This window comes from Pseudomonas sp. NFPP24, assembly GCF_900112095.1.
In the GTDB taxonomy this organism is placed as follows: Bacteria; Pseudomonadota; Gammaproteobacteria; order Pseudomonadales; family Pseudomonadaceae; genus Aquipseudomonas; species Aquipseudomonas extremorientalis.
In genome coordinates this window covers 1-15,220 of sequence record NZ_FOKD01000008.1, presented here as the reverse complement: position 1 = coordinate 15,220, position 15,220 = coordinate 1, and the positions used below count along the sequence as shown (strand labels likewise).

Sequence of the window (15,220 nt, the reverse complement as noted above, 5' to 3'; positions counted from 1 at the left end):
CTCATCGAACCGGGACAAAACTGCCTCGATCCGACGAATGGGGGCTACCAGGGCCCGGACTTATTTATCGCAGAACTCAGTTACCGCTGGAGTTCAGCGCTTCGGTCAGTGCAGCTTCCACTTCACTGGCGCTTACGCGCAACGGCTTGTCAGCATCACGGCGGCGTTTACGCTCGCTGTGGTAAGCCAAACCGGTACCGGCCGGGATCAGACGACCCACAACCACGTTTTCTTTCAGGCCGCGCAGGTAATCGCGCTTGCCGGTTACCGCTGCTTCGGTCAGTACGCGAGTGGTCTCCTGGAAGGAGGCCGCCGAGATGAACGATTCAGTCGACAACGACGCCTTGGTGATACCCAGTAGCACGCGAGTGAACTTGGACACGAATTTGTCTTCGGTCGCCAAGCGCTCGTTTTCCACCAGCACGTGAGTCAGTTCCATCTGGTCGCCCTTGATGAAACTGGAATCGCCGGATTCAGCGATTTCAACTTTACGCAGCATCTGACGCAGGATGGTCTCGATGTGCTTATCGTTGATCTTCACGCCTTGCAGGCGGTAAACGTCCTGGATCTCGTTAACGATGTACTTGGCCAGCGCACTCACACCCAGCAGACGCAGGATGTCGTGTGGATCGCTCGGGCCGTCGGAGATAACTTCGCCGCGGTTTACCTGTTCGCCTTCGAACACGTTCAGGTGACGCCACTTCGGAATCAGCTCTTCATACGGATCACTACCGTCGTTCGGAGTAATGACCAGACGGCGCTTGCCCTTGGTCTCTTTACCGAACGCGATGGTGCCGCTGACTTCAGCCAGAATCGACGCTTCTTTCGGACGACGAGCTTCGAACAAGTCGGCAACACGCGGCAGACCACCGGTGATGTCACGGGTTTTCGAAGTTTCTTGCGGGATACGCGCGATAACATCACCGATCGCGATCTTCGCACCATCCGCTACACCGACCAGGGCGTTGGCTGGCAGGAAGTACTGAGCGATTACGTCAGTGCCTGGCAGCAACAAGTCCTTGCCGTTGTCATCGACCATCTTCACGGCAGGACGGATGTCTTTACCGGCAGCTGGACGATCTTTCGCGTCGAGTACTTCAATGTTGGTCATACCGGTCAATTCGTCAGTCTGACGCTTGATCGTGATGCCTTCTTCCATGCCCACGTAGGTCACGGTACCTTTCATTTCGGTAACGATTGGGTGAGTGTGCGGGTCCCACTTGGCCACGATTGCGCCAGCGTCGACCTTGTCACCTTCTTTAACCGAAATCACAGCACCGTACGGCAGCTTGTAACGCTCACGCTCACGACCGTAGTCATCAGCGATTGCCAGCTCACCGGAACGGGACACGGCAACCAGGTGGCCATCCACTCGCTCTACGTGCTTCAGGTTGTGCAGGCGGACAGTACCGCCATTCTTCACCTGAACGCTGTCGGCTGCGGAGGTCCGGCTTGCCGCACCACCGATGTGGAACGTACGCATCGTCAGCTGGGTACCCGGCTCACCGATGGACTGGGCAGCGATAACGCCGACCGCTTCACCGATGTTCACCTGGTGACCACGAGCCAAGTCACGGCCGTAGCACTTGGCGCAGATGCCGTAGCGGGTTTCGCAGCTGATCGGCGAGCGAACGATCACTTCGTCGATGCTGTTGAGTTCGATGAACTCGACCCACTTCTCGTCTACCAGGGTGCCGGCAGGAACGATAACTTCCTCGGTGCCTGGCTTGAACACGTCACGGGCAATAACACGACCCAATACGCGCTCACCCAACGGCTCTACAACGTCACCGCCTTCAATGTGCGGCGTCATCAGCAGGCCGTGCTCGGTACCACAATCGATCTCGGTTACAACCAGATCTTGTGCAACGTCTACCAGACGGCGAGTCAGGTAACCGGAGTTAGCGGTTTTCAACGCGGTATCCGCAAGACCCTTACGAGCACCGTGAGTCGAGATGAAGTACTGAAGTACGCTCAAACCTTCACGGAAGTTCGCAGTAATCGGCGTTTCGATGATGGAACCGTCCGGCTTGGCCATCAGGCCACGCATACCGGCGAGCTGACGGATCTGCGCAGCAGAACCCCGTGCGCCCGAGTCGGCCATCATGTACATCGAGTTGAAGGACTCTTGGTCAACTTCGTCGCCATGACGGTCGATGACTTTCTCTTTCGAGAGGTTGGCCATCATCGCCTTGGAAACTTCATCGTTCGCCTTGGACCAAAGGTCGATTACCTTGTTGTACTTCTCACCCTGGGTTACCAGGCCGGAGGCGTACTGGCTTTCGATTTCTTTCACTTCTTCGGTGGCAGCGCCGATGATGCGGGCTTTTTCATCCGGGATAACAAAGTCGTTAACGCCGATGGAAACGCCGGAAATGGTCGAGTAAGCAAAACCGGTATACATCAACTGGTCAGCGAAGATCACGGTCTCTTTCAAACCAACCACGCGGTAGCACTGGTTGATCAACTTGGAGATCGCCTTTTTCTTCATCGGCAGGTTGACGACGTCGTACGACAGACCTTTTGGCACAACTTGATACAACAGCGCACGGCCGACAGTGGTGTCGACGATACGAGTGTTGGTCACGCTGCCGCCGTCACGGTCGTTGACGGTTTCGTTGATCCGCACTTTGACCTTGGCGTGCAATGCGGCTTCGCCGGCACGGAACACACGGTCAACTTCTTGCAGGTCAGCGAACACACGACCTTCGCCCTTGGCGTTGATCGCTTCACGCGTCATGTAGTACAGACCCAATACAACGTCCTGCGACGGAACGATGATTGGCTCACCGTTGGCTGGCGACAGAATGTTGTTGGTCGACATCATCAATGCACGCGCTTCCAACTGGGCTTCCAGTGTCAGCGGTACGTGCACGGCCATTTGGTCGCCGTCGAAGTCGGCGTTGTACGCAGCACAGACCAACGGGTGCAGCTGGATAGCCTTACCTTCGATCAGTACCGGTTCAAACGCCTGGATACCCAGACGGTGAAGGGTCGGTGCACGGTTGAGGAGAACCGGGTGTTCGCGGATCACCTCAGCGAGAACGTCCCAAACCTCTGGCAGTTCGCGCTCGACCATTTTCTTGGCCGCTTTGATGGTGGTCGCGAGACCGCGCATTTCCAGCTTGCCGAAGATGAATGGCTTGAACAGCTCAAGTGCCATCTTCTTAGGCAGACCGCACTGGTGCAGACGCAGGGTCGGGCCTACGGTAATTACCGAACGACCAGAGTAGTCAACACGCTTACCGAGCAGGTTCTGACGGAAACGACCTTGCTTACCCTTGATCATGTCAGCCAGGGATTTCAGAGGACGCTTGTTGGAACCGGTGATAGCGCGGCCACGGCGACCGTTGTCGAGCAAGGCATCGACAGCTTCTTGCAACATACGCTTTTCGTTGCGCACGATGATGTCCGGAGCGGACAGATCAAGCAGGCGCTTCAAGCGGTTGTTACGGTTGATCACGCGACGGTACAGGTCGTTGAGGTCGGAAGTCGCGAAACGACCACCATCCAACGGTACCAGTGGACGCAGGTCAGGCGGCAGAACCGGCAGAACGGTCAGCACCATCCACTCTGGCAAGTTGCCGGAACCCTGGAAGGCTTCCATCAACTTCAGACGCTTGGACAGCTTCTTGATCTTGGTTTCGGAGTTGGTTTGCGGAATTTCTTCACGCAGACGGCCAATCTCGTGCTCCAGGTCGATAGCGTGCAGCAGTTCGCGGACAGCTTCGGCACCCATGCGAGCATCGAAATCGTCACCGAATTCTTCCAGCGCTTCGAAGTACTGCTCGTCGTTCAGCAGCTGACCTTTTTCAAGGGTGGTCATGCCTGGATCGATAACGACATAGCTCTCGAAGTAGAGAACGCGCTCGATATCACGCAGGGTCATGTCCATCAGCAAGCCGATACGGGACGGCAGCGATTTCAGGAACCAGATGTGGGCAACCGGCGAAGCCAGTTCGATGTGCGCCATGCGCTCACGACGAACCTTGGCCAGTGCAACTTCAACGCCGCACTTCTCGCAGATCACACCACGGTGCTTCAAGCGCTTGTACTTACCGCACAGGCACTCGTAATCCTTTACCGGGCCAAAGATCTTGGCGCAGAACAGGCCGTCACGCTCAGGTTTGAACGTACGGTAGTTGATGGTTTCCGGCTTTTTAACTTCACCGAACGACCACGAACGGATCATCTCAGGCGATGCCAACCCAATACGGATGGCGTCGAACTCTTCGACTTGACCCTGGTTTTTCAGCAAATTCAGTAGGTCTTTCAAGGCCTTTCCTCCTGGCGGAGCAGAGAGCGGGCATCACTGCCCCGCTCTCGATTCGCGTCACGTGTTATTCGGTTTCCAGATCGATATCGATGCCGAGGGAACGAATTTCTTTGATCAACACGTTGAAGGACTCGGGCATGCCCGGCTCCATACGGTGATCGCCGTCCACGATGTTTTTGTACATCTTGGTCCGACCGTTCACATCGTCCGACTTCACTGTGAGCATTTCTTGCAGAGTGTAAGCAGCACCGTATGCTTCCAGTGCCCAGACCTCCATCTCCCCGAAACGCTGACCACCGAACTGAGCCTTACCACCCAGCGGCTGCTGGGTAACCAGGCTGTACGAACCGGTAGAACGAGCGTGCATCTTGTCGTCTACCAAGTGGTTCAGCTTCAGCATGTACATGTAGCCAACAGTAACCGGACGCTCGAACTTGTTGCCGGTACGGCCGTCGAACAGCTGCATCTGGCCGCTTTCTGGCAGATCCGCCAGTTTGAGCATGGCCTTGATTTCGCTTTCCTTGGCACCGTCGAACACCGGGGTAGCCATTGGAACACCGCCGCGCAGGTTCTTCGCCAGATCCAGGATTTCCTGGTCAGAGAAGGTGTCCAGCTCTTCGTTGCGACCGCCGATCTCGTTGTAGATCTCGTGCAGGAACTTACGCAGGTCGGCGACCTTGCGCTGCTCCTCGATCATACGGTTGATCTTCTCGCCCAGCCCTTTGGCCGCGAGGCCCAGGTGGGTTTCAAGGATCTGACCAACGTTCATACGCGAAGGTACGCCCAACGGGTTGAGGACGACGTCGACCGGGGTGCCATTGGCATCGTGCGGCATGTCTTCAACCGGCATGATCACGGAGACCACACCTTTGTTACCGTGACGACCGGCCATCTTGTCGCCCGGCTGGATGCGGCGACGGATTGCCAGGTAAACCTTGACGATCTTCAGCACGCCTGGAGCCAGGTCATCGCCCTGCTGCAGTTTGCGCTTCTTGTCTTCGAACTTGTCGTCCAGCAGACGGCGGCGATCAACGATGTAGGCCTGGGCCTTCTCGAGCTGCTCGTTCAGAGCATCTTCAGCCATACGCAGTTTGAACCACTGGCCGTGCTCAAGACCGTCGAGGATTTCGTCGGTGATGTCCTGACCCTTCTTCAGACCTGCGCCGCCTTCAGCCTTATGGCCTACCAGGGCGGAACGCAGACGTTCGAAAGTCGCGCCTTCAACGATACGGAACTCTTCGTTCAGATCCTTGCGGATCTCGTCGAGCTGGGTCTTCTCGATGGACAGTGCACGAGCATCACGCTCGACGCCGTCACGGGTGAAGACCTGTACGTCGATGACAGTACCTTTGGTACCGGTAGGTACGCGCAGGGAGGTGTCTTTAACGTCGCTGGCTTTTTCACCGAAGATGGCACGCAGCAGCTTCTCTTCCGGAGTCAGCTGGGTCTCGCCTTTCGGAGTGACCTTACCGACCAGGATGTCACCTGCGCCTACTTCAGCACCTACGTAGACGATACCGGCTTCGTCCAGCTTGTTCAGTGCAGCTTCACCCACGTTCGGGATGTCTGCAGTGATTTCCTCTGGGCCAAGCTTGGTGTCACGGGCCACACAGGTCAGTTCCTGAATGTGGATCGTGGTGAAACGGTCTTCTTGAACAACACGCTCGGACAGGCAGATGGAGTCTTCGAAGTTGAAGCCGTTCCATGCCATGAACGCGATGCGCATGTTCTGACCAAGCGCCAGTTCACCCATGTCGGTGGACGGGCCGTCGGCCATGATGTCGCTACGCTGAACGCGATCACCCTTGCTCACCAGCGGACGCTGGTTGATGCAGGTGTTCTGGTTCGAGCGGGTGTATTTGGTCAGGTTGTAGATGTCGACACCGGCTTCGCCAGTTTCAACTTCGTCATCGGCAACACGAACCACGATACGGCTGGCATCAACGGAGTCGATTACGCCGCCACGGCGAGCCACGACGCAAACGCCGGAGTCACGGGCTACGTTACGCTCCATGCCGGTACCTACCAGCGGCTTGTCAGCGCGCAGGGTCGGTACAGCTTGACGCTGCATGTTGGAACCCATCAACGCACGGTTGGCGTCATCGTGCTCCAGGAACGGGATCAGCGACGCTGCTACCGAAACTACCTGCTTCGGCGAAACGTCCATCAAGGTGACGTCTTCCGGCGCCTTGACGGTGAACTCGTTCAAGTGACGAACAGCTACCAGCTCGTCGACCAGGACTTTCTTGTCATTCATCGTGGCCGAAGCCTGGGCGATCACGTGATCAGCTTCTTCGATGGCGGACAGGAAAACGATCTCGTCGGTGACCAAAGCGTCTTTCACCACACGGTACGGGCTCTCGAGGAAGCCGTATTGGTTGGTGCGCGCATAAGCGGCCAGGGAGTTGATCAGACCGATGTTCGGACCTTCCGGCGTTTCGATCGGGCAAACACGGCCGTAGTGCGTCGGGTGTACGTCACGCACTTCAAAGCCGGCACGCTCACGGGTCAGACCGCCCGGGCCCAGTGCGGAGACACGGCGCTTGTGGGTGATCTCGGAGAGCGGGTTGTTCTGGTCCATGAACTGGGACAGCTGGCTGGAACCGAAGAACTCTTTCACCGCCGCAGCTACTGGCTTGGCGTTGATCAGGTCTTGCGGCATCAGGCCTTCGCTTTCAGCCATCGACAGACGCTCTTTGACCGCACGTTCAACACGTACCAGGCCAACGCGGAACTGGTTCTCGGCCATTTCGCCTACACAGCGAACACGACGGTTACCCAGGTGGTCGATGTCATCGACGATGCCTTTGCCGTTACGGATGTCGACCAGGGTCTTCAGTACCGCGACGATGTCTTCCTTGCACAGCACGCCCGAACCTTCGATCTCGGTACGACCGATACGACGGTTGAACTTCATCCGGCCGACCGCAGACAGGTCATAGCGCTCAGGGCTGAAGAACAGGTTGTTGAACAGGGTCTCGGCAGCGTCTTTGGTTGGTGGCTCGCCCGGACGCATCATGCGATAGATCTCGACCAGCGCTTCCAATTGGTTGCTGGTGGAGTCGATCTTCAGCGTGTCGGAGATGAACGGACCGCAGTCGATGTCGTTGGTGTACAGGGTCTCGATGCGAACGACCTGAGCCTTGGCGATTTTGGCCAGGATCTCGGTGTTCAGCTCGGTGTTGCACTCAGCCAGGATTTCGCCTGTAGCCGGGTGAACGATGACCTTGGCGGTAGTACGACCCAGGACGTAGTCCAGAGGCACTTCCAGCTCTTTGATACCGGCTTTTTCGATCTGGTTGATGTGGCGCGCAGTGATACGGCGGCCAGCTTCAACAATGACCTTGCCTTTTTCATCCTGGATGTCCAGGACGGCAATTTCACCACGCAGACGCGAAGCGATCAGCTCCAGCTTGAGGGTTTCATCCTTCAGGCTGAACACGTTGGTGGTATAGAAAGCGTCCAGCACTTGCTCAGTGGTGTAGCCGAGCGCGCGCAGCAGTACCGAGGCCGGCAGCTTGCGACGACGGTCGATACGCACGAACACGCAGTCTTTCGGGTCGAACTCGAAGTCCAACCACGAACCACGGTACGGAATGATCCGCGCGGAGTACAGGAGCTTGCCGGAGCTGTGCGTCTTGCCGCGGTCGTGGTCGAAGAACACGCCCGGAGAACGGTGCAGCTGGGAAACGATAACGCGCTCGGTACCATTGATTACGAAGGTACCGTTCTCAGTCATCAATGGGATTTCGCCCATGTAGACTTCTTGCTCTTTGATGTCCTTGATCGCTTTGTTCGACGATTCTTTGTCGAAAATGATCAGACGGACTTTTACCCGCAAAGGTACGGCGTACGTAACACCGCGCAACACGCATTCTTTGACATCAAATGCCGGTTCGCCCAGGCGATAACCGACGTACTCCAGCGCAGCATTGCCGGAGTAGCTGATGATCGGGAAAACGGATTTGAAGGCCGCATGCAGGCCCACGTCGCGGAACTGATCTTTGGTCGCTCCCGCCTGCAAGAATTCACGATACGAATCCAGCTGGATAGCCAGAAGGTACGGGACATCCATGACGTCCGGCAACTTGCTAAAGTCCTTGCGGATACGTTTTTTCTCAGTATATGAGTAAGCCATCAGCGTTCCCCAGCTTGGTCACCTGCTTGTTTGGCCCCTCCGACGGGAGCAGCCAGAAAATCTTGCAAACCCCATGGTTTGCACCACCGCATCGGGTGGTTACAGCGCGTTAGTGGCGGCGACCGAGTCGACAGCCAAGAACGGAAAAAGGCCGGTGGCAAGAGCCACCAGCCATCAGCCTTCAGCTTAACGCTTGGGCTGGAGACGCAAGGTCGATGCTTACTTCAGCTCGACTTTAGCGCCTGCTTCTTCCAGCACTGCTTTAGCTTTGTCAGCGGCGTCTTTCGACACTGCTTCCAGAACCTGGGCAGGAGCGCCGTCAACTACAGCCTTGGCTTCTTTCAGGCCCAGACCGGTCAGTTCACGTACTGCCTTGATCACGTTTACTTTCTTCTCGCCAGCTTCTACCAGCATGACGTTGAATTCGGTTTGCTCTTCAGCAGCAACAGCAGCAACAGCTGGGCCAGCGGAAGCAGCGGCAGCGGAAACGCCGAATTTTTCTTCGAAAGCTTTGATCAGCTCAACAACCTGCAGAACCGACATTTCAGCTACGGCGTTGAGGATATCGTCTTGGGAGATAGACATTGCTGTATTTCCTGAATTGGGGGACGGCCTACTCGGCCATCGAAATAAACAAAAATACGCGAGAGAAGTCGCTCAGCCTTAGGCTGCGGCAGCTTCTTTTTGCTCGCGAACTGCGGCCAGAGTACGAGCCAGCTTGCTGGTAGCGCCTTGAATCACGCTCATCAGCTGCGAAATGGCTTCGTCGCGGGTCGGCAGTGTTGCCAGTACGTCGATTTGGTTAGCTGCGAGGAACTTGCCCTCGAACGCAGCTGCCTTGATCTCGAACTTATCCTGACTCTTGGCGAATTCCTTGAACAAACGGGCAGCAGCGCCTGGATGTTCCTTGGAGAACGCGATCAGAGTCGGGCCGGTGAACACGTCGTTGAGGACACTGTATTCAGTGTCAGCAACAGCGCGCTTGAGCAGGGTGTTACGTACAACACGTACGTATACGCCAGCTTCACGAGCCTCTTTACGGAGTCCGGTCATAGCGCCTACTGTCACACCACGGGCATCAGCCACGACAGCGGACAGAGCAGCTTTGGCAGCCTCGTTGACTTCAGCGACGATGGCCTTCTTGTCTTCGAGATTAATTGCCACGGGTTTAACTCCTGCTTGTTACCGTTTCATCTGGCCGGAGCCGGATGTCGTTTTGGTGTCTGATTCGGTAAGGAACCGGGAGCACCATCTGCGTAGGCTTGTGGTTTAAGACTTGCGTCGCCTACGGTCTTGGATAGCCCCCGCCAGGCAGGGACCCCAATTTTTTTCAATTGGCGCGATCGCTCGCACCAATCTGTGTCTTATACGTCCAGTGAGCCTTGGTCGATGACCAGACCTGGGCCCATAGTAGTGCTCAGGGTAACGCGCTTGACGTAGATACCTTTCGAAGAAGCTGGCTTGATACGCTTCAGATCAGCGATCAGGGCTTCAACGTTTTCCTTCAGCTTGACGGCATCGAAGCCGACTTTGCCAACGGAGGTGTGAATGATGCCGTTTTTGTCGGTGCGATAACGAACCTGACCAGCCTTGGCGTTTTTAACCGCGGTGGCTACGTCTGGCGTTACGGTACCGACTTTCGGGTTAGGCATCAGACCACGTGGACCCAGGATCTGACCCAACTGACCTACAACGCGCATTGCATCCGGGGATGCAATAACTACGTCGTAGTTCAGGTCGCCGCCTTTCATTTCGGCAGCCAGGTCGTCCATGCCAACGCGGTCAGCGCCAGCGGCCAGAGCAGCTTCAGCTGCTGGGCCTTGGGTGAAGACAGCTACACGTACAGTCTTGCCAGTACCGTGTGGCAGCACAGTAGCGCTACGAACGACCTGGTCGGATTTACGTGGGTCAACACCCAGGTTTACAGCAACGTCAACAGACTCGCTGAACTTGACAGTCGACAGCTCGGTCAGCAGGGCAGCGGCGTCTACAAAATTGTAGGCCTTGCCTGCTTCGATTTTGCCGGCGATAGCCTTTTGGCGCTTGGTCAGCTTAGCCATTACACACCCTCCACGTTAAGGCCCATGCTACGAGCAGAACCGGCGATGGTACGCACGGCTGCATCCATATCAGCTGCAGTCAGATCCGCGTTTTTGGTTTTCGCGATTTCTTCCAGCTGAGCACGAGTTACGGTGCCAACCTTAACGGTGTTAGGACGAGCGGAACCGCTAGTCAGACCAGCAGCTTTCTTCAACAGAACCGAAGCCGGAGTCGACTTGGTTTCGAAAGTGAAGCTACGGTCGCTGTATACAGTGATGATCACTGGAGTCGGCAGACCTGGCTCAAGACCCTGAGTACGGGCGTTGAAGGCCTTGCAGAATTCCATGATGTTCACGCCGTGCTGACCCAGAGCTGGACCGACGGGTGGGCTAGGGTTGGCCTGAGCGGCCTTCACTTGCAGCTTGATGTAAGCGGTAATCTTCTTGGCCATGAGGCACTCCAATTACGGGTTCAAACGCCTCGAAAGGCTCCCCGGTTACTTGCGCGTTTATCCCAGTGACGACAAAACCCCACAGCCTAAGGCTGCGGGGTTGGGATGCTTGCTCAGCTAGACCTTCTCGACCTGGCTGAACTCCAGCTCTACCGGAGTAGAGCGACCGAAAATGAGCACTGCCACTTGGATCCGGCTCTTTTCGTAGTTAACTTCTTCGACAGTACCGTTGAAATCAGCAAACGGACCATCTGTGACACGAACAACCTCACCCGGCTCGAAAAGCGTCTTCGGCTTAGGCTTGTCGCTACCATCAGCAACGCGGCGCAGAATCGCTTCTGCCTCTTTGTCGGTGATAGGAGCAGGCTTATCAGCGGTACCGCCAATGAAACCCATGACACGAGGAGTGTCCTTGACCAAGTGCCAAGTACCTTCATTCATGTCCATCTGAACCAGCACATAGCCAGGGAAGAACTTGCGTTCGCTTTTGCGCTTCTGACCATTCCGCATTTCAACCACTTCTTCAGTGGGAACCAGAATTTCGCCGAAGCCATCTTCCATGCCTGCCAGCTTTACGCGCTCCAGCAAAGAGCGCATAACATGCTTCTCGTAACCCGAGTAAGCATGAACAACGTACCAACGCTTAGCCACGGGACACCCTTAGCCAACAATCAAGGAAACAAGCCAGCCGAGCAGGGAATCAAGACCCCACAACAGCAACGCCATAACCAGAACAACAGCCACAACGATCAACGTGGTCTGCGTGGTTTCTTGGCGAGTCGGCCAAACGACTTTACGAATTTCGGTGCGAGCTTCCTTTACCAGGATCGCGAAAGATTTGCCTTTGGCGGTCTGCAGGCCCACAAAGGCAGCCACAGCAGCTAGGGCAAGCAATGCGAGCACGCGGTACAGGATCGGCGAAGCAGAGTAGTACTGATTGCCAACAACGCCTACGACCACCAAGGCGACTACAGCGAGCCACTTGACCAGATCGAAACGAGAGCTTTGAGCTTCAGCCTTAGGAGTCATCTATGAAGATCCTGTGAAAAGAAAGCCAGACACACCACGTGAATCTGGCAGGTCAGGAGGGAATCGAACCCCCAACCTACGGTTTTGGAGACCGTCGCTCTGCCAATTGAGCTACTGACCTAAAACAAAATCAGGCCGACCATTATGCAGGCCCGAAAAAGACTTTACAACAACCAACCCCACTAGACCTGAAATCACCTGGCAATAACGCCAGACTCAACACCTTCAAGCCGAGGCAGCTGTTAAAACAAAGGCAGATATTTTCATATCTGCCTTGTTATATGGAGCTCTTGAGCGGATTTGAACCGCTGACCTCACCCTTACCAAGGGTGTGCTCTACCAACTGAGCTACAAGAGCAAAACACCTGCACAACCTGCAAACTTGGAGCGGGTAGCGGGAATCGAACCCGCATCATCAGCTTGGAAGGCTGAGGTTCTACCACTAAACTATACCCGCGGAGCTTGCAGCTCACGCTAAAAATGGTGGAGGGGGAAGGATTCGAACCTTCGAAGTCGTAGACGTCAGATTTACAGTCTGATCCCTTTGGCCGCTCGGGAACCCCTCCTAAGCGAGCCGGCATTTTACATTACGCCGACCTTCTGTCAAGCATTTTCTCATTTAAAAATATGAGGTTAGCTGCATTGACCTTCGCTTCACACTGTAGGCCTAGAAGGTCTTCACTGCGAAGCGGGCGCCATTCTATGCAAACTATTCGAGAGTTGCAACGCCTTCGCACAACATTATTTTATGTTTTAACTCATTGAATTCCTTAGCAAGGTTTTCAAAGGGCAGATCGTCAGCCAGGCGTCGGCTTTCAGGGGCTACTCGAAGCCAATAGCCGGAGGCGTCTGTAGTATTGAGCAATAGAAGCTTGACCTTTATATCCAGACTTGTGAGCCGCTGCTCAACAGACTGTGCTTGACGCTGATCCGCAAAACCACCGATGTACAAGCAAGTATTTTGCGCTTCAGATGCTTTTACGCGGTCTCTGCGCACCACGGCATCAGAAGATTCGCTGAGAAGCCGAATATCCTGCTGCGCTCCCCTGTACAGGCTTAGAGGCGTGACATCCTTGGCGCGCAGCGGCGCTTCTTGCTGATGCCAAATGTAATAGAAGGCGTTGAGGACAAGTAAAAGCAAAAACAACCAACGCATAACCACCTCAGGACAAAGGACAAGCCATCGCCAAACCGACAAACACCAGATCGGGCACGAGCCGCGCCTGCGGCACTGCATCAGCCACTAAATCAGCGTCCCCCCCAGTCAGGAACACGATGAAGTCATCACCCCAGTAGCTTCGCGCCAACTCTAACTGAGTGAGTACAAACCCTCTCAGCATCAGTGTGCAGCCGCGCTCCACTGCCTCGACGGTCGTACGGCCAGGGGAGAGGCGCTCAAGCGCCCTTTCAGCAGCTGCGTCGCCGTAGCGTATTTTACGCGTGTGAGTGCGCAGTTGGTTGCGCATGAGAGGCATACCCGGGCAAATGAAACCGCCCAAGTGCTCGCCATCGGCCGCAATGAAATCCGCTGTGGCTGCCGTACCAAAATCAAGCACCAGGCAAGCGCCTCGCGCGAGCTTGAATCCACCTAGCATCGCCAACCAGCGGTCAAGGCCGAGACGCTCGAAATCTTCGTAACCGTTGCGCACTCCGCCCATTTCACGCGCGGGAGCAGCGCACGAAACAGTAATACCGAACGCCTCATGCAGAGCCGCGACCAACTTGCTTGTTTCTTCCAGCGCACGAACGCTCACCAAGCGACAGCGCGTCAGCAACAATCCAGGAAGGGCCAACAGGCTTTCAATCAAAGCCAGGTCCGAACCAACCACCCCCTCCGACGAGGCACTGGGGCTATCAGCAAGTACACGCCATTTGATAAAGCTATTCCCACAGTCGAGCTCAAGAATCATCACGCAACCTCAGGCTTAACTCACCACCACTGTATACTTTCTCAACGCCATCAACACTCAAGCGCAATGCCCCTTGGCGATCTACACCCAGCACAACCCCATCGACCTGGTGGACACCCGCGATAAGGGAGACCGGCCGGCCCTGCCAAGCGTGATTTTGCTCCCACTCTCCCTGAAGCGCGACAAAACCGCCTTCCCGATGCCGCTCAAGGTAGCCTTGCAGCTGCCGCCCCAGTTGCGACACCAGAAGGTTGCGATCCACCTGAACCCCCGTCTCAAGCTGCACCGAGGTCCATTGTTGATCGACCTCGTCAGCCCTCTGCATATTCACGTTGATACCTATTCCCAGGACCACGTGGCAGATATCCGCGGGATCACCTACCAATTCCAGCAAAATTCCAGCAATTTTCTTCTGCCCTACCAAAACATCGTTCGGCCACTTCAAGGCCAGGCCCTGAACACCAGACTCGCGCAAGGCCTGCACGACCGCCAAACCCACAACCAGGCTTAGTCCCTCCAGTTGGCGCAGACCCGCCTCAATACGCAATACGAGGCTGTAATAAACGTTTTGCGCGAACGGACTGACCCACTTTCGCCCTCTCCTACCTCTTCCCGCAGTTTGCTGCTCCGCGAGCACCAGGAACGGCGCCGCGCATCCAGCGTCTACCAGCCGCAAAGCTTCAGCATTAGTGGAGTCAATGGAGTCGGAGATATGAACGGGCCATCTCAGCGATGGCGCACTCCGCGAAATCTCTTCAGCACTCAAGAACACCAATGGGGATGCCAGCTGATACCCCTTGCCTCGCACCTTATGAATTGGCAGATTCAACTCTGCCTCCAGGTGCTGCAGCTGCTTCCATACAGCACTGCGACTGACGCCGAGGGCGGCACCCAGTGCTTCTCCGGAATGGAATCGGCCATCTTTCAGAAGTTTCAACAACGTCAGCATGCAAGCATCGCCTTACAATGAGGCACGCATGATAGCCATGCGCAGGGTCATTGCATAGAAAGGCTGGACTTTAGCGCTGGAGGCCACACTCAGCGCACTTTCCGACCGCCCAAAACAAAACCCCTGACTGCGTTAGCAATCAGGGGTTCTGGAATTTAATCTTGACGATGACCTACTCTCACATGGGGAAACCCCACACTACCATCGGCGATGCATCGTTTCACTACTGAGTTCGGGATGGGATCAGGTGGTTCCAATGCTCTATGGTCGTCAAGAAATTCGGGTACTGAGTCGCGGCCTGGGCCTCGCTTCAGCAAATTGGGTATGTGACAGCTTTCGGTGTTTTGTGAACGTCGAACTTTCGGTTCGTTTTCGTCTTCACACACCGCAATCTGATGCTCGTTAGAGTAGTCAAATTGCTTGGGTG

General features: G+C 55.8%; 11 protein-coding genes, 4 tRNA genes and 1 rRNA gene. All 16 read right to left on the bottom strand.

Translation table 11 applies throughout. The features are described from left to right. Positions 1-76: 76 nt before the first annotated feature. Complete coding sequence (gene rpoC, locus BM026_RS17990) at positions 77-4,276, bottom strand: DNA-directed RNA polymerase subunit beta' (protein ID WP_071489832.1); 4,200 nt, start codon at positions 4,274-4,276, stop codon at positions 77-79. A 64-nt stretch (positions 4,277-4,340) separates the two neighbouring features. Then, complete coding sequence (gene rpoB, locus BM026_RS17985) at positions 4,341-8,414, bottom strand: DNA-directed RNA polymerase subunit beta (RefSeq protein ID WP_010206926.1); 4,074 nt, start codon at positions 8,412-8,414, stop codon at positions 4,341-4,343. A 219-nt stretch (positions 8,415-8,633) separates the two neighbouring features. After that, complete coding sequence (gene rplL, locus BM026_RS17980; protein ID WP_071489831.1) at positions 8,634-8,999, bottom strand: 50S ribosomal protein L7/L12; 366 nt, start codon at positions 8,997-8,999, stop codon at positions 8,634-8,636. 78 nt (positions 9,000-9,077) lie between these two features. Beyond that, complete coding sequence (gene rplJ / locus BM026_RS17975; protein WP_016969477.1) at positions 9,078-9,578, bottom strand: 50S ribosomal protein L10; 501 nt, start codon at positions 9,576-9,578, stop codon at positions 9,078-9,080. Positions 9,579-9,778: 200 nt separating this feature from the next. Further along, positions 9,779-10,474 (bottom strand): 50S ribosomal protein L1, encoded by a 696-nt coding sequence (rplA, locus tag BM026_RS17970; RefSeq protein ID WP_003232403.1) that lies wholly within the window; start codon positions 10,472-10,474, stop codon positions 9,779-9,781. Continuing rightward, the gene (gene rplK / locus BM026_RS17965) at positions 10,474-10,905 is read right to left on the bottom strand and encodes a 50S ribosomal protein L11 (RefSeq protein ID WP_003176435.1); all 432 of its coding nucleotides are present in this window, start codon (positions 10,903-10,905) and stop codon (positions 10,474-10,476) included. Before rplK ends, rplA begins: the two co-directional genes overlap by 1 nt. A 117-nt stretch (positions 10,906-11,022) precedes the next feature. Beyond that, a complete protein-coding gene (gene nusG, locus BM026_RS17960; RefSeq protein ID WP_003176436.1) occupies positions 11,023-11,556 on the bottom strand; it encodes a transcription termination/antitermination protein NusG in 534 nt (177 codons plus the stop codon). A gap of 9 nt (positions 11,557-11,565) precedes the next feature. Beyond that, a complete protein-coding gene (gene secE, locus BM026_RS17955) occupies positions 11,566-11,934 on the bottom strand; it encodes a preprotein translocase subunit SecE (RefSeq protein ID WP_071489830.1) in 369 nt (122 codons plus the stop codon). A gap of 45 nt (positions 11,935-11,979) precedes the next feature. Next, a tRNA-Trp gene (locus BM026_RS17950) sits at positions 11,980-12,055 on the bottom strand. Between the two features lie 161 nt (positions 12,056-12,216). Beyond that, positions 12,217-12,292, bottom strand: a tRNA-Thr gene (locus BM026_RS17945). Between the two features lie 25 nt (positions 12,293-12,317). After that, positions 12,318-12,391, bottom strand: a tRNA-Gly gene (locus BM026_RS17940). A gap of 24 nt (positions 12,392-12,415) precedes the next feature. After that, a tRNA-Tyr gene (locus BM026_RS17935) sits at positions 12,416-12,500 on the bottom strand. Between the two features lie 143 nt (positions 12,501-12,643). Beyond that, complete coding sequence (locus tag BM026_RS17930; RefSeq protein WP_092250509.1) at positions 12,644-13,090, bottom strand: hypothetical protein; 447 nt, start codon at positions 13,088-13,090, stop codon at positions 12,644-12,646. A 7-nt stretch (positions 13,091-13,097) separates the two neighbouring features. After that, positions 13,098-13,844, bottom strand: a complete 747-nt coding sequence (locus tag BM026_RS17925; RefSeq protein WP_093529613.1) for a pantothenate kinase — start codon at positions 13,842-13,844, stop codon at positions 13,098-13,100. Then, positions 13,834-14,793 (bottom strand): bifunctional biotin--[acetyl-CoA-carboxylase] ligase/biotin operon repressor BirA, encoded by a 960-nt coding sequence (birA, locus tag BM026_RS17920; protein WP_093125520.1) that lies wholly within the window; start codon positions 14,791-14,793, stop codon positions 13,834-13,836. Before birA ends, BM026_RS17925 begins: the two co-directional genes overlap by 11 nt. 159 nt (positions 14,794-14,952) lie before the next feature. After that, positions 14,953-15,068: ribosomal RNA gene (rrf, locus tag BM026_RS17915) — 5S ribosomal RNA — on the bottom strand. Between the last annotated feature and the right edge of the window lie 152 nt (positions 15,069-15,220).